At 29.6% G+C, this 16,671-nt stretch carries 14 protein-coding genes and 1 pseudogene; 2 read left to right on the top strand and 13 right to left on the bottom strand.

Annotated elements, in window-relative coordinates:
* Positions 1 to 166: 166 nt before the first annotated feature.
* The 7 genes from CLOBL_RS20280 to CLOBL_RS20250 all read right to left on the bottom strand — a co-directional run bounded on the left by CLOBL_RS20280 (position 167) and on the right by CLOBL_RS20250 (position 6,999).
* Entirely contained in the window at positions 167 to 904 is a 738-nt protein-coding gene (locus tag CLOBL_RS20280; protein ID WP_077860686.1) for an ABC transporter permease, read from the bottom strand.
* Positions 891 to 1,631: an ABC transporter ATP-binding protein gene (locus CLOBL_RS20275; RefSeq protein WP_077860685.1), complete on the bottom strand. Its 741-nt coding sequence runs from the start codon at positions 1,629 to 1,631 to the stop codon at positions 891 to 893. The genes CLOBL_RS20280 and CLOBL_RS20275 overlap by 14 nt, the downstream gene beginning before the upstream one ends.
* Positions 1,632 to 1,684: 53 nt before the next feature.
* Entirely contained in the window at positions 1,685 to 2,548 is an 864-nt protein-coding gene (locus tag CLOBL_RS20270) for a hypothetical protein (protein WP_077860684.1), read from the bottom strand.
* Positions 2,549 to 2,864: 316 nt separating this feature from the next.
* Entirely contained in the window at positions 2,865 to 3,554 is a 690-nt protein-coding gene (locus CLOBL_RS20265) for a response regulator transcription factor (protein WP_077860683.1), read from the bottom strand.
* Positions 3,532 to 5,079, bottom strand: coding sequence for a HAMP domain-containing sensor histidine kinase (locus tag CLOBL_RS20260; RefSeq protein ID WP_077860682.1), 1,548 nt, complete (start codon positions 5,077 to 5,079; stop codon positions 3,532 to 3,534). The genes CLOBL_RS20265 and CLOBL_RS20260 overlap by 23 nt, the downstream gene beginning before the upstream one ends.
* Before the next feature lie 81 nt (positions 5,080 to 5,160).
* On the bottom strand, positions 5,161 to 5,760 hold the full coding sequence (locus CLOBL_RS20255; RefSeq protein WP_077860681.1) for a zinc dependent phospholipase C family protein: 600 nt from the start codon (positions 5,758 to 5,760) through the stop codon (positions 5,161 to 5,163).
* Positions 5,761 to 5,817: 57 nt separating this feature from the next.
* Positions 5,818 to 6,999, bottom strand: coding sequence for a glycosyltransferase family 4 protein (locus CLOBL_RS20250; protein WP_077860680.1), 1,182 nt, complete (start codon positions 6,997 to 6,999; stop codon positions 5,818 to 5,820).
* Positions 7,000 to 7,319: 320 nt separating this feature from the next.
* Between CLOBL_RS20250 and CLOBL_RS20245 the strand changes: the two genes are divergently transcribed.
* Positions 7,320 to 7,934 carry a manganese efflux pump gene (locus tag CLOBL_RS20245; RefSeq protein ID WP_077860679.1) on the top strand — a complete coding sequence of 205 codons (615 nt, stop codon included), beginning with the start codon at positions 7,320 to 7,322 and terminating at the stop codon, positions 7,932 to 7,934.
* A gap of 238 nt (positions 7,935 to 8,172) precedes the next feature.
* On the opposite strand, the gene CLOBL_RS20240 is transcribed toward CLOBL_RS20245, so the two are convergent.
* The 6 genes and pseudogenes from CLOBL_RS20240 to CLOBL_RS20210 form a co-directional block, all read right to left on the bottom strand.
* Positions 8,173 to 8,586 carry an EamA family transporter gene (locus tag CLOBL_RS20240; protein ID WP_077860688.1) on the bottom strand — a complete coding sequence of 138 codons (414 nt, stop codon included), beginning with the start codon at positions 8,584 to 8,586 and terminating at the stop codon, positions 8,173 to 8,175.
* A gap of 300 nt (positions 8,587 to 8,886) precedes the next feature.
* A pseudogene (locus CLOBL_RS28175) lies at positions 8,887 to 10,602 on the bottom strand (methyl-accepting chemotaxis protein).
* A gap of 629 nt (positions 10,603 to 11,231) precedes the next feature.
* The gene (locus tag CLOBL_RS20225) at positions 11,232 to 12,053 is read right to left on the bottom strand and encodes a hypothetical protein (RefSeq protein ID WP_242953886.1); all 822 of its coding nucleotides are present in this window, start codon (positions 12,051 to 12,053) and stop codon (positions 11,232 to 11,234) included.
* Between the two features lie 75 nt (positions 12,054 to 12,128).
* The gene (locus tag CLOBL_RS20220; RefSeq protein WP_077860676.1) at positions 12,129 to 12,734 is read right to left on the bottom strand and encodes a DedA family protein; all 606 of its coding nucleotides are present in this window, start codon (positions 12,732 to 12,734) and stop codon (positions 12,129 to 12,131) included.
* A gap of 231 nt (positions 12,735 to 12,965) precedes the next feature.
* Positions 12,966 to 13,559, bottom strand: coding sequence for an undecaprenyl-diphosphatase (locus tag CLOBL_RS20215; protein WP_077860675.1), 594 nt, complete (start codon positions 13,557 to 13,559; stop codon positions 12,966 to 12,968).
* Positions 13,540 to 13,704 carry a phosphatase PAP2 family protein gene (locus CLOBL_RS20210; protein ID WP_242953885.1) on the bottom strand — a complete coding sequence of 55 codons (165 nt, stop codon included), beginning with the start codon at positions 13,702 to 13,704 and terminating at the stop codon, positions 13,540 to 13,542. The genes CLOBL_RS20215 and CLOBL_RS20210 overlap by 20 nt, the downstream gene beginning before the upstream one ends.
* A 794-nt stretch (positions 13,705 to 14,498) precedes the next feature.
* Between CLOBL_RS20210 and CLOBL_RS20205 the strand changes: the two genes are divergently transcribed.
* Positions 14,499 to 16,562: an N-acetylmuramoyl-L-alanine amidase family protein gene (locus tag CLOBL_RS20205; protein WP_077860674.1), complete on the top strand. Its 2,064-nt coding sequence runs from the start codon at positions 14,499 to 14,501 to the stop codon at positions 16,560 to 16,562.
* Positions 16,563 to 16,671: the final 109 nt, after the last annotated feature.

Below are 16,671 nucleotides of genomic sequence, written 5' to 3'. Positions count from 1 at the left end.
TACAAATGTTTAAGTCATAAATAGAAATTAGTTCAATTTGTTATTGCAATTTGTCTTTAATTATTAACCTTGAAAACCTTTATTTCTTATTATTTTCTTATCTTATAATTTTATTTATGGTAATTTTAAGTACTTAATTGTCATCAAGAAAAACTATATTGTAAGCCTAATACTCCCTTTTTTCAAAAGCCCAGCAACTTATAGCAAACAAAATTAGTGTATATGCAGTAAGCAAAGTCAACACATTCAAAATCTTTCCTGCCGGCATTGCTGCACCTATAAATAATTTATACCAACCTGTGTATGAAGTGAATACCATGGGATTAATTCTTGGAATAATAATAGATGCTGCAATAATAATTATATAACCTAATACAAACATCATCACAGTGCTAGAACTATTCTTGCACATTTGCGAAATTGCAACTGCAAAAAAAACTATTGGAATCATTGGTATAATTGATACTACATATGCTATAAGTGTTTCTATTATATTTACTGATTCTATTCCATTAAATGCAATACTTGAAATCAAACTTATTATTAAACAGATAAATAATGATAAAATAATATATAAAATAATTCCAAACACTTTAGACATAAAAATTTCAATTCTGCTTATAGGCCGCATGATTATTGCTTTTATAGATCCATTCTCCTGTTCTGCAGTAAATAAATCTGCTGCTGCCATTGCAATTATTAGCGGCAATATAAATTGCGTTAGTATTGTTAGAATTATAAATGGAGAATTAATAAATGACATTATAATGCTGCCTTGTGTAATTGCTCCTAAAATATTACTAAAAAAACTCAAGATACCTATTAGTATAAGCAGCACTTTGTATTTTTTTAGATTAAATAATTTAGTTATTTCATTTTTAATACCTGCTTTAATCATTTCCATATGTATCACTCCTTTCACTGTAGATAATTTTTAGGAAATATTTTTCAAGAGTTCCGCTTTCCTTTATTACTTCTTCCATTGTAGCGGTTTTTAATAATTGTCCTTCTCTCATAATTGCAACTTTATTACATATCACTTCTAATTCATGAGCAAGATGACTGGAAATTAAAAAAGTAGTACCGTTTGATTTTGCCTGATTTACAATAATTTCTCGAATAGCAACCATTCCTTCAATGTCCAAGCCATTAGCAGGTTCATCTAAAATAACAAGTTTGGGATTTGATAGCAAAGCCAGAGCTAAACCTAATCTCTGTTTCATTCCTAATGAGAATTCTTTAACCTTATCATTTTGATACTGCATAAGTCCTGTTTGTTTCAATATATGTTCAATCTGTGACGCCTTTATATTCTTATAATACTCCGCTGCAATTTCAAGATTTTTTCTTGCACTTAAATAAGTATAAACAGCTGGAGCTTCAATTAAACACCCAAGGTTCTCAAGTGATTTTTCACCATCTTTTTCAATAGTTCTTCCAAATATTTGCACATCTCCTTGATAAGATGTTATTAATCCTGTTATGATTTTCATAGTAGTCGTTTTACCAGAACCATTTGGGCCCAATAAACCATATATGTCACCCTCATTAATTTGAAAAGAAACCTCTTTAATGCCACGTCCGTTCTTATATATTTTGGTGAGATTATTAATTCTAAGTGCCATCTTTATTTCCTCCTAATTAAAAGGGTGACATAAGTCCACCCTTTTTGATTTTCTCTCTACTATTGGTTACTGTGTTGTTCTTTTCCGGCAATAGTAGTAACTTGTTTACCAGTTACATCAATTGTATCAGCTTTAGTATTTCCTACATCTGAAATCTTTGCATCTAAAGTTAATGTTAATTCATGAGAAGTGCCGTTTGTATCTGTACCTGTTATTACACCTGTAACATTATTATCTTTTAATGTATCTCCATCAACAGTCGCAGTCATAGAAATAGATTTAACATCAATATTGCTAAGGCCTGATACCTTATCCATTACTGCTTTTAGATCCCCATCACGACCTATTTTGTCACTATTATTGTGAGCTTTTTCACGATTACTATTTTCAACTGCTGCTGAAACTGCAAGTTTTGCAAGTTCAGGAATTTGCTCACCTTCAAGATTTACATTTATCTTATCTCCATCTTGAATAAATTGATTTTTAACATCACCAACTAGGGTATCTGTAACTAGTTCTGCAAGCTTTACACTGCTACTAGATTCTGATAGCTTTTCTTTTTCATCTTTTCCTGCTTTATTCATTTGATAATAATTTCCATCATTATCTATAATGAAAGTTCCATTTGCATTGCTACTTTCATATGTTTTACTTGTTCCATCAATTGTAGTACTAGTTTTTGATGACCTATTTTCATTATCAAGCTTCTGAATAGTATCTCCCGAAAAGATTACTGTTCCATTATCTTTTACTTCATACTGTGCATCGATTGTTGCATTTTCAGTAGTAACAATTGATTTTACTGCAGTTTTATAACTTTCATATCCAGAGCTTGATGATGCAAATGCTGTTGCACTTAAGGCTAAAAGTACTCCCCCTGCTACTGCTGAACCTACAATGGTTTTTAATTTTTTGCTTATCATAATTAATACCTCCATTCAACTTATGGCATATTCAAGAAAATAATAAGTCCGAATGTGTTCCTCATCCTTTATCCGTATATTCATCTCCTATGATGCCAATATACGCCATTACCGCTTATTAAACATACCCCTTACATGTCTGATCGCATTACACTCCAAATTCATTATTTCTTTTCATATGCCTAGCCCTTTTTTCTTGAGCATATCTAGAATATCATTCAATGTTAAACTCATAACCCTCAAAAGTTAAACAAAAGTTAAACTGTTAATAAAAAAACACTTTTGCATTAATGCAAAAGTGTCTTGTATCATTCTTTTAAACTTTGAATCTATATCCTGCCCCCCATACAGTTTGAATATGTATAGGGTTAGATGGATCTTTTTCAATCTTTTCTCTTAATCGATTAATATGAACTGCAACGGTTTTAATATCACCATATGCATCCATTCCCCAAATTCTTTCATATAATACTTCTTTACTAAAAATAACATCTGGATTTGTTACAAGAAATACGAACAACTCATACTCTTTATTTTTAAATTCAATTTCTTTTTCAGCTACATACACACGATGCGCTTTAGGATTAATTCTTACATTGCCAACCTGCATTTCTTCAGTTTTAACTGCGTAATTAGATATCAATCGTTCATATTGCGCTATGTTCGCTTTTACCCTTGCAACAAGTTCTGTAGGAGAAAAAGGCTTTGCTATATAATCATCGGCCCCTAGACCCAAACCTCTTATTTTATCTACATCTTCTATTCTTGCAGTTACCATGATTATAGGAACATCAATTGTATTTCGTATTTTCTTGCAAATTTCATATCCATCTATATTAGGCAGCATCAAGTCTAACAGAATCAAATCATATTCACCAGAGGATGCATGTTTCAAGCCTTCTATTCCATCTCCTATAATTAAAGTTTCAAATCCACTTATCTCCAAAAAATCTCTTTCAATTTCTGCAATTGATTTATCATCTTCAATAATCAGAATCTTTTTCAATGCTATTCCCTCCTGTGCTCTTCTGAGGCTCAGAATAATTATTAACTGTTCTGTTTCCTGTATTCCTCTGGGGTTTAGAACATTTATCAATTATTCTGCCTCCTTCACATTTAGGCAGCCTCATTATAATAGCAAGTCCGCCTTCTTTTGCATTCTCTGCTTTTATTGATCCACCTAATTGTTCTAAAATTTTTGCTGTTATAGAAAGCCCCAACCCGCTTCCCATACTTGGATTACTTCGAGATAGGTCAGTTCTATAAAAAATATCAAATAACTTTTCAAGCGCTTCCCCTGAAACGCCCGGTCCATTATCTTCTAGTTTAATAGTCACATAATTATCTTTGCTCTCACAGCTAATTCTCATTTTACCTTGTTCTTTGTCTTTATATTTCACACTATTTTCTAAGACATTTATTACAGCATTACGTAACTGCACAATATCTGCTTGAATATATATATCCTCAATATTTTGTATCAATGTAATAATGAGGCCCTTCTTCTCATATTCCTCAGAAAGATTAACTATCATATTAGACAATTCCTTTCCTATATCTACTTCCTCTAAGTATAAAGGAAATTCTCCAATATCTAGTTTAGAAAATAAAAACAATTGACTTACAATGTGTTCCAAATCAGCAGTCTTATTCTTTATGGTTTCCAAATAACGTTTTTGAATCTCCGGAGTAGATGCCACTCCTGTTTCTAGCCCTTCTACATAGGCTTTTATTGAAGTTAAAGGAGTTCGTAAATCATGAGAAATTCCAGCAATCAACTCTTTACGATTCGCTTCATCTTTTTGTCTCGCATTTACAGAATCTAAAAGACGCTGAGCCATTTCATTAAAATCAGAGCATATACCCTCAAATTCATCTTTTTCAGTATAATCAATGTGGTAATCCAAATTTCCATCACGAATTTGGTGTACTCCATATACCAAAGTATCTAACGGCGTAATAATACGCTTAAATACAAAACGTGTTAAAAATCTATTGGTTAATAATATTATAGCAATAATAAGTAAAAGCATTATTATTCCTAAGTTAAAGACTATTTTATCATATGCCCTATCCTCTTCTTTATTATGGCGAGTAAAATTAGTATCTTCTAAAATCAAATTGTATTCACCTGCACTTGCTTTATAAACAGCTATATTATCCATAAAATATGTATGGCTGCCATCCTGTGATAAAGCAGTGTCCAAAATAGGAGTACTTGTAATAGTAGATGAAGGATATATCAATTCATTACCATCATAAATATATAATGTAATGTTTTTATCTCTATTTTTTTCATTAATTCTATTTAAATCTATCTTTATTTGCTCAAAATTAGTGCTCTGAGACCAATTATGTACAATCATATTTGTCTTATCTATAGAATCATAAAAAAATTTCTCATTTTCATCGTGAATTCCCATTATCTCCATAACAGCAAACATTGTCCCACCTATCATTATGAGACCCAAAATTGCAGGTATAGCGAGCATTAGAAGATTTGAAATAAATAAACGTTTTTTAATTTTCAAATTATTCACCTCACTTTCTTCATTATGTCATAAGTAAATCTCTATTCCAATCAAATATTTAACTTTTATATTATTTTAAAATTATGTTTGAAATTGTTTCACAGTATATTTAATATCTTTAGATATGCTTAAATTATAGTTAAAAACTTTAGAACAAACCATAAATGTGATTTCCACACAATGTTTAATATCTAATAGATACGATGCATCACCTTTGGTGTAGCTATTTAACACTTTTTCAATTACTGTTTTAATTGAAGCCAGATTATTTCCTATAGATCTTTTATTGTTTAAGCAGCTTCTAAAATCATCTCCTAAAACATCATAATTTTCTAATAAATATTTTTGCAAATCGCGCTCATACTTTAAATGATATGGTATATTCCCCACTGATCCAGATATGTGAGCATTGCAGCAAAAATCACATAGATAATGTACAACTATTCCAAGCTGCATTGAGTAATAAGCATTAAACTTTTTAACTGAAACAAGCTTTTCTATTTTTTCAAGAACATAGCCGAGAGATTTCTGCACATAATGTGGATGTGTTTTAACATGCCAGCTTTGGTCAACCATCACAAGCCCAAAATTAAACATGAACTTTGAAAATCCTTGTGGAATGGTCTTTATATTATTATTAAATGCAAGTTCTGCTAATTTAACATGAGTTCTTACTTTCATGATTAAGCTCTCCTATCTTATAGTTAATTTTAGATTTTTCCTAAAGTATAAAAACTTCTATACTGAAATCTTTTGATTGCTTTCCTGCTTCAAAAGCATCTTTTCATATAATTTTTCTATTGTATAAGCAAAATGTTGAACAGAAAATCTTCTCGTTGATTTTATAGCCCCAAATGATAATCTTTCTTTTCTTAATGGATTATAAAGGATATAATCTAAAAAATTTACAAAGTCCTCTTGATTATTAAATGAATAGCCATTAATATTGTCTTCCAATACACCATCCAAACATTTATCTGCTTTTGCCACTACAGGTAATCCAGATGCTAAAGCTTCAATATAAGTAAGCCCTTGTGTTTCACTTTGAGAACTGCTTACAAAAACATCGCCTATTTGATAATACATGCCAATTTTATTCCAAGGTCTTTCTCCTGCAAAAATTGCCTGGTTACCTATTCCTAATTCTTTTGCCTTATTTTCCAAAATACTTCTCTCTGGTCCGTCACCAATGAGTACAAATTTAACATCTTCTTTTTCTTTTAAATAAGATTTTATAGCAATTAGAATTTCTTCGATATTTTTTTCTTTTGATATTCTGCCAATATATAGCATAACCTTATCTCCTTCTCCAATTCCTAATTTTGCCCGTAAATTTTGTACTATGTTAGAACTGTAATTATATTTTGAAAACCTATTAAGTTCTATACCTGTTGGAATAATAGAAATATCTTGTTTTACATTATAAGACCAAAGTAAATCCTTCACCTTATCAGTAGGAACAATTACTTTATCTGCAGAATTGCAGAAATTTATACTTATTTTTCTTACTGCCATTTTTGCAATTGGATCAAATACTCCAAGTTTTCCTATATAATGCGTGTAATCTTCATATATGGTATGATATGTGTGCAAAAAAGGAATATTTAATTCCTTGGCCATAGCCCTGCCAAAAATGCCAAGTGAAAATTCTGTATGTGTATGAATAACGTTAAGATTTAACTCTTTTATAAATCTTGCTAATCGTGGATTATAGAACAGTCCAACACGCCTTGCACTAACAAAAGGAATACTTGGCACCCTGTATACATTTTTTTCTTTACCGTCCGCCTTAGGATCTGTTGTAGTAAACACATACACCTGGTGTCCCCTAGCTTCAAGATTTTTTTTAAGCATTAATACAGAAGTTGCTACTCCATTGATTTGTGGATAATATGTGTCAGTAAAAAGTCCTATTTTCATTTTCTTCACTCCTCATTTCTCTCTCATAAGCACAGTATAGATCAGAAAGGTAAAATAGAAAGAAATCAAAGTTAAACTATTTATAAACTGAGTTAAAATTTTTTACTACTCAAATAAAAAAGCAGCTTTTACAATTTTTGCAAAAACCACTTTTTTAATTATTCTTATATTAACAATTATAGTTATATATGTCTATGTTATGCTGAACTAAAAGATTATTTTATTCATTACTTAATGCTTTATAACTTCTTAATCACAATATATATTTATATCCATATACATATATTAGAATATAAATTACAAGAAGGAAAAGCGCATATATGATATTATTATTATCGTCATTATTATTCAGTCTATCCTCAAATCTAGATAATGTAGTTGTTGGTACTGCCTACGGATTAAAGAAAATAAAGATAGGATTAATTGCAAATCTCACAATTGCAATTATAACATCCACAGGTACATTTTTATCTATGTCCATTGGGGTATATGTATCAAAATTTTTACCTTCATATATATCTAATAGTCTTGGTGCTGGAACTATTATTATATTGGGTGGATATTTTGTAACCGAAAGTCTAATAAAACTTAAATATAATAAAAATTCAAAAGAACTCGCATTAAAAGATATCGACGATATGATTGAGTATGCTGAAAAATCAGATTTAGATAATTCTGGTGATATAGATATAAAAGAAGCCATACTTGTAGCATTTGCGTTAACCTTTAATAACTTAGGTACTGGAGTAGCTGCAAGTATAACAGGAGTTAGTATTCAATTTACTGTCGCATTTACATTTATATTAAGTATTCTTACAATTAAGCTCGGTGAAGCTATAGGAAACAATGTATTAGGTACTTTCCTGGGAAAATACGGGCCATTAATTTCAGGCATTTTACTAATCATACTTGGTATTATTGAATTTTTCAATTAATATTCTTTTATTTTTAAGAATCAAAATTCTAAAGAATAAAATAGCTAAAACCACAAAAATCTTACAGAATAGAATTTTTGTAGCTGTACTTTTTCTATAAAAAACATTTCATTTAACTTAACTAATATTTTTTATAAATTAGAATTTAACATATACAATTTGTATATTATAGGCAGCTTACATTAAATTTCAAGTTAATGTAGACTGCCTAAATTACTAATCCATCGCTATTTTATAATTATAAAATCATAATAAATGTTCCTATTGTAATAAATATGCCGCCAAGAATTGTTTTTACAGTTACTGTTTCCCTTAATACTATAAAGGCAAGTATCATTGTAATTACAATGCTGAACTTGTCCACAGGAGAAACCTTAGAAACATCTCCAATCTGTAATGCCTTATAGTAACAAAGCCATGACAACCCTGTAGCTATACCCGATAAAATTAAAAATACCCAACTCTTTTGACTTATATTCGAAACTTGGTTCTGTATACCTGTAATAAAAACTATACCCCATGCCATTACTAAAACTACTGCAGTTCGTATAGCCGTTGCTAAATTAGAATTTATCCCATCAATACCTATCTTGGCCAGAATAGATGTAAGTGCTGCAAATACTGCAGACAATATTGCAAATGCAAACCACATGTAATTACCTCCTTTTAATCTTGAAAACATGAAGCCACCTCCAATATCAAAAATTATTCAACAATAAATCTACCTCATTACTAAAATGAATCGACTTTCATTAACTTTAAATCAAAAATTAAATATCCTGTATACTTCTGAATATAGTTAATTGATACTTTAGTCTAAGTTAGTAAAATCACTTATATACATATATTACATCTATTTTTTAACAATTGCTATAATTACCTAAAAAACATATGATATTCGGAATTGTATCTGATAAATTTATCCTATTATTTATAACAATTATACCTTTATTTAAATTTTAAATTTATTTACTTTCTCTGACATTTCCTTTGATGACAAATCAAGTGTTTCTGTTGATTTTGTAATTTTATGTGTAAAATCACTTACTTCTTGCAAGGTAGATGATATTTCTTCTGTAGATGCAGATATCTCCTCCGCAACTGAAGAAACTTCATCAATTCTTTCTATGATTAAATCTTTATCATTGTTTATATCACTAGACATATAATTTATCTTATTAATTTTAGAAGTAACTTCACCTATTGAACTTATTATTTCATCAAATGAAGTAATTGAATTATCAATTACACTTTCCTGCTTTTCAAGCTCATTGTCCATTAATTCTGTTGTACCTACTACTACACCTGTTTCCTCAGTAATACTTTGAATTAACTTGCCTATCTTATCAGAAGATTCTTTCGATTGCTCTGCTAATTTTCTTATTTCATCAGCTACAACTGCAAAACCTTTTCCTTACTCTCCCGCTCTTGCTGCTTCAATAGCCGCATTTAAAGCTAATAAATTTGTTTGATTTGCTATATTATTTATAAGACTTATAATTTCGTTTATTTCATTGATGTCCTTTCCAAGCCCTAATATTCGTTTTTTTACATCTGTAAATGAATGTTTCACTTCATTTACAGAATTTATTAACATTTTGAAATTACTATTTCCACTCATAGCCTTATCATTTATAAGTTCTGTATTCTTGTCAACATCTTCAATTAAAGCTACTATCTCAGATATTTTTAGACCAAAATCTCCTATATAGTTGTTCATGTTGGTTAAATTATCAGCCTGAGTAAGAGTACCATTTGAAACCTGTTCTATTACATTTACTACCTCCTTGGAAGAGCTTGCGATTTCGTTTGATAACTCTAAAAGTAAATTAGACTGATTATCAACTGTATTTGATGCAGATCTTATTGACTGAATCATAAATTTGATTTTTTCAACAGATACAGCTAATTGCTTTTTCATTACGCCGAATTCATTATTATTACTACTATCTATATTTATTGAAAAATCACCTTCTGATATAGTATCAAGATCCACAGTAAAGCTTTTAATAGAAATCTTAATTGCTTTAATAATCATAATTGTAATAGAAACCATCAATATTATGGATATTAAAAATAGACCTATGAATATTTCAACACTTTTCATTGCATTCATATTAGCATCAGACTGCAATGAGCCAGCATCCTCTTTACAATAATTAATCATCTCATCTATTGCACTATCTATGTTACTGCAGTTTACATCAAAAGTTTTAAAGTCTTCTTCATTTAGCTTTTGACCAGATGATAATTTTGATTCAATGGAATTCCAATCATTATTATATATTTCATAAACAGAGTTTACATTCTGTGCATATTCCTTTTCATTTTCATCTAAATCTCTATTTTCATAATTTTTAAGTAAATATCTAATTTCAGTATCAATTTCATCAATTTTTTGAACTTCGTCTTGTTTATATTCCATAGTTGCTACTCTTGTTATGTAAAGTTTTGATTCCATTATATCCGCTTTGATCTCTGAAGCCTGCGATATTGGAATTAATGAATTTGTATACATATCTTCCTGCATTGACTTTATATTATTAATTGTATAATAAGCAAAGCCTCCTAAAATCAATAATGCGCATATAGATATTGTTAATACAATATATAAACCTGTTTTAATTTTCAAATTATTAAATAACGACTTTATTTCTCTAGTTTCCATAATCATACCTTCTAACATCTGTTATTTCTTTTCAGCTAAATCATATAAATTTTCTACTTTGTTTCTTAATTTTAAATTATAAATGTAACTTGCTAATTTGAATGTTCTTTCCTATCGCACTGGAATTCAGACTCTACCCAACATATATAACGTCTCCCTTCTTAACACTAGCCATGTTTATTAGTCATAAGTTACATCAAATTTACAAGTATGAAAATAGTTAACTCTATACAAATTAATACTCCTATTACTAAAAACTTCCCTCTTATAATGCAAGATGATGTCTATTTTGGGTTTTACGAAAAACTTTTCATACATATTTTTGAATAACCGATATATTAATCATAACTAACCATGCAAAACCAGGTTATATTTATTTTACCAACCAATTTTAAACTATCAGCTTTAAAAAGTTAAACAGAAATTAAACAAAAGTTAAACTATTTATTAAATAAACAAAAAACACCTTTGCATATCACCATGCAAAAGTGTTTGTGGTAGATGTTCTGGCTGCTAAATCTCGTTTAGTTAAATAAAGAAATAAAAAGCTTTAAACAAACTATGAATAATGCCTCTTCTATAACCTTATAATGCTTATAAAAAATACTTTTTTAACCATGAGACTGCAACTATTCATTCTCAAAATCTTTAATATCCTTGTGTGTTATTGTAAGATAACCGATAAGAATAAAAATTATAATCGTTAAACATAGGCTAACCGTACCAGTTCCAAGTCCAAGCCCTCCTCTATCGTAAGGCACTCCCATCCAATCCGCAAACGAAGCACCTAATGGCCTCGTAATTATATAAGCAAACCAAAATGCAAAAATTTCACTTAATGATAGTAGCCAGTAAGACAACGCTGGTATAGCAATCAACACTGCAAACAGCACTCCCGAGTATAAATAACCTAAGTGCATTGTTGTTGCAGTCATATCTCCTGCTGCTGTACCTAGTGCGAACGTGGTCAATATAACAGACCAATAAAATAACTCTCGGCGCCTGGTGAAGATGCTGTGTATGGATAAAGTCTTTTCACTTAAATACCAGATTATAAAAATAATTGTTAGCGTAATCATAAAAAACATTGTTGAAACAATGTATGGTATACCTAATCCAACGTGTAATACATCAGCAGCCATGGTGCCAAAAATACTTACCATAATAACAGTTAACCAATATATCCACGGAACATATCTACGCACTGATATTTGTAATACTAACGATGCTATCAATGCAATTCCCGCAATAATTACTGCAATTACCGGATCTATATGATTAGCTAAATAATCAGATGCCACCTCTCCCATTCCAGTGGTCAACACTTTAATAACCCAGAAGAAGATTGTAATCTCTGGAACCTTATTTAACATTCTTCTACTTAGTGATAATTTTGCTCCAGTTCGTTGAGTTATTGAATTATTTTTTCTATTATAATTGCCGTTTTTCAATTATCTCCCCTCCGTATATCCATTTATTGCTTAGTTATATGTTACTTGCATAAATGAAATAGACATTTATGATCATTAATAATTACACTTGAATGTTCTTTCTTTATGATTTTTATAAAAATACATAAGGATAGCGATTATAGTGAAAATTAAAATTCCTATTAACAAGTATTTTTTTAATAGTCCATTATATGCATGCCAATTAGTTCCTAGAAATTTTCCCAATGAAATAAAGGTAGTAGTCCATATTAATGCTCCTATATAAGCATTAACTGAAAATTTCATATAAGACATATTTGAAATACCTGAAAAGTAACCCGAAAAATGCCTTACTCCTGGAATAAAATATGCTGCAATTAATAACCTTCTACCATGTTTTTCAAACCATATTGATATTTTATCTAATCTATTCCTATCCATGTGAATATAATGACCATGCTTCTTAAAAAATGATTCTCCTAATATTTTCCCTATGAAATATGATAATGTAACTCCTATACATACTCCGAATGTAGCAATTATTATGCTCGTAGTTATACTCATTTTCCCCTCATATATAACATATCCACAATAGGTCATAAGAACCTCCCCTGGCAAAGGAAACGCTATAAGTTCCAATATTAAAGCAATTAATAAAACAGCATATCCATAATTATTAAATAATTCTATTACAAATCCCAAAATTTTCACCTCACATATAAACAATTTAACAATCCGTTTTTACCTTTCCCTATTATCCAAAAAATACAACTATTTCTATAGAAATAAATATACTTTACCTTTAAAGCTCTCTTCTTATTTCAAAGATTAAGGAAATAATATAAAAAAGATAAAAGACTTAATTTCTTTTATCTTCTTTAAGTGCCTATTTTACTAAATTACTTATATTATAAACCGGCTCGTTAGCTTAACTTATCTATTTGCAGTCTTGTATAACGATTCAACTCCCAATCTTGTTGCTATTTTCTTCTCAACTATTTCATATAAATTATCAACTTTACTTCTTATTTTTAAATTATAAATATAATTTACTCCAACAACCATTACATATGCACCTATAACATCTGTAGGATAATGATTTCCAACATATACCCTTGAAAAACCTACAAGTATCGATATTATAGTTAATATTACACTGAGTACTTTATTATATTTTTCTAACCCTAATGCTATACTCATGGTTCCTGTAGCATGATCACTTGGAAATGATGCATCTTGTACATGTGGAACTAATAAATTTACTTTATTGTGAACAAAAGGCCTGTCTACATAATATATATTTCCTATGATAAAACTTAAAATCAAATTAATTACTGTTATAATAAAAGTATTAACAGCAGTTTTTCTGCTGTTGCAATTCTTTTGGGTTAGTCCAGTGATAAATACTATTGCAATAATAGCCATAAATATATAAGGTACATCTGTAGAAAAGAAAATCATTATTTTATCTAAAACTGCATTTTTATTTGCTAAATTATTTATTATTCTAAAAAGTTCCATATTCATTTTTATCTGTCCTTCCTGTAATATATTGTGACAAAGCAATTGATACTCTGCCGCACATTAATCCTAAAATAATACCTGCTAATACATCTGTTGGGTAATGTACATATAAATATAAACTTGAAAAAGCTTTTATGAAATTTAACAATTTTTAATACAAATCATCTTGCTTTGTTATTATGAACTCAAAAGATTAAAATCAGATTAAAATTCCCTTAAGTTTTCCTATAAAATAATTTTCACTTCACATTTTACTATTTTATTGTGGTCGGTAAATCTGCATATAATTTTAGAAAAGGAAAGATTTATTTCCTGTCATAATTAGAAACTTTCTGAATCACCAGTATCCCCCCTATTATTATGGATATATAAAAAAATATTGCCGGTACTAAAATATACCGACAATATTTTTAAATTCAGAAAATTATGTTAAAAAAATTTCATATAAATTTCTGTTTAAATCCTACAGAAATTAAAAAACTCAGAAAAAATATTTAAAAGAGCAAACAAAATGTTTTTTCCTTAGTTAATATTATGAATCTTTTTTACATTTTTTATTTTTACATGGAAACATTAAAATAATATTAAAATGATATTAGAATAACATTAGAATAGTTAATATGCAGTATTTGTTATTAATTGGTCGATTGTAAAATCCCACCTATTTATTAGTAGAATAAAATATAAACAATAAAAATTCCTTAAATGCTTTAAAAAACTAGATTATTAATACTTAGAGACACAGATATGTCACAATCTGTATTTTACATATATCTCTGAAACAAGTTACATATGTTCCCTAGATAGTTTAGTATACACTTTAATAGCTATTTTTATTATAATCTAATGTTATTCTAATGTTACTTTAATGTAATTTTAATTTTGTGGTGCAAAAATAGCATTGTACAAACACATTAAATATTAACTAACGGAGGAAACATTATGTTTAAAAGAAAAAATAAAATTACAGCTTTACTAGTAGCTGCTGCCTCAATTATGTCAGTAGTGCCAGCTATGGCAGCAGATTCTACTACCTCAAGATTACAATCTAATGATGGTAATATTACAAATGCAATAGCATATTCAGACGGTAAATACGCATATCAAGGCTACAAGAGCAGTGATGATACTGATGAAATTTATTATAATGATGGAACTCAAGATAAAGCATTAGATGACCTTTCAAGTGCAGATCTTAACACAACATATGCTGATAAATATGCATTTGCTAATGATGGCTCAGATCAATATTTAGTTGATTTGACAAATGGAGATATAAGCAGTGATACAACTCCTTCAGATGATATCGACACTGCAGCAACAAAATTACAAACTAAGTTAAATAAAGCTGACAGATATAAAAAAGAATCAGATATCACTGTAGATGCAAGTGATTTAGAAAATGGACAAGATACTAGTAATACAGACAGTACAGTATTTGCTATACCAGGAGATAAATTTGGAGATACTTGGTACTCATATGCTGTAACGCCAAATAGCTCCGATGCAGATAGTTATGTAGGTAAAGACGGTAAATTATATGGATTTACAGATGGTAATGGTAAATATGTAGATGCTTCTTACACTGCAAATATATATGCTTATAGTACAAAAGAAGGTAGAACAGTTAAAATTAACAACTATAGCAATAACTATAGTGATCAAGACAGTGATAGTGGATTATTAGCTACATTAGTTAAACAACCCGTTGCTTTAACTCAAGATAAAGATTACATCTATGCTTTAGTAACAGTTGCTATAACTGATACATCTGCAAATTCTAGAGTTACTGGTGGAACTACTACAGATTCAAGCGCTTATGTTGATGGCGCTGCTAATCAAACAGGAACTACAACTATACGTACTTACGTTCAAAAGATTTCTAAAACACAAGGTGATCAAAAAGATGATGCTTACCTTCCAAAAACTGTAGACTCTTACGAAATTGGTAATGCAGATGGAAAAGAGTATGATTCTGGAGACGCATCAGATGCATATACTGCCTTCCAAACTGCTACTGGTGTTAATGACTTAACACAAGTAACACAAGCAGATGTAATAAATGTAGATAGTAGTAGAGGAATATCTAGACCTAAGTTTACTATTAATAATGGAAGCTTAGTTGCCATTGAAGCAAGTACTGATAAGGTAGATGCAGTTTCTTTAGACTTTAAGAAAGATAAAGTAAAATTCTTAGCATATCCAGGATATAAGGATGATACACTTACTGCAACTACTACATCTGCTACAGCAAGTTTTGATACTAACAATAAAGTAGATACTTATTTAATGGAAAAAAATTCAGATGACAGCTTTGACGTAAATAATAATAGTGATACTGATTACACAGATTCATATGATGTTGACGTTAATGGAAACATTTGGGGAGTTGCAGATGGTAAAATCTACAAATATGAAAATGGTTCTATGACAGAAGTTTATACTTGTGATTCATCATTAGATTCAATAAGCGTTTATGATGACAATAGCATGATTGCTTGGGAAAATAATGGAGATATCTACACAACTGTTAATGGAGGAAATGCATCCACAACTACACCACCAGCTACTACAACAGGTACACCTGGTTGGACTCAATTAGCAGATGGAACTTGGAATTACTATGATGCAACTGGAACTAAAGTAGTTAATAACTGGGCTGATGTTGGAGGCGTTTGGTATTACCTTGGAGCTGACGGTGCTATGGCTACTGGATGGTTTAACAGCAATGGTACTTGGTATTACTTAAAATCATCAGGTGCTATGGCTACTGGATGGGTAAATGACAATGGTACTTGGTACTATTTAAATGCATCAGGCGCTATGGCTACTGGATGGATTAATGATAATGGTACTTGGTACTTCTTAAAATCATCAGGCGCTATGGCTACTGGATGGGTAAATGACAATGGTACTTGGTATTACTTAAATGCATCAGGCGCTATGCTTTCTAATACAACTGTTGATGGTTATGTATTAAATGCTTCTGGAGCTTGGATTCAATAATTCAAATTAAAAGTTCACATAATTACTAATGAAATAAGATTGTTAACGCTATTACACATTCTTAATAAAATATTGTATAAAATTTCCTAAAGTTTAAAAATATAAAAAA

The sequence above is a fragment of the Clostridium sp. BL-8 genome (assembly GCF_002006495.1).
Lineage (GTDB): Bacteria > Bacillota > Clostridia > Clostridiales > Clostridiaceae > Clostridium.
The sequence above is the reverse complement of the archived record's forward strand: the minus strand, read 5'-3'. Positions and strand labels throughout refer to the sequence as shown.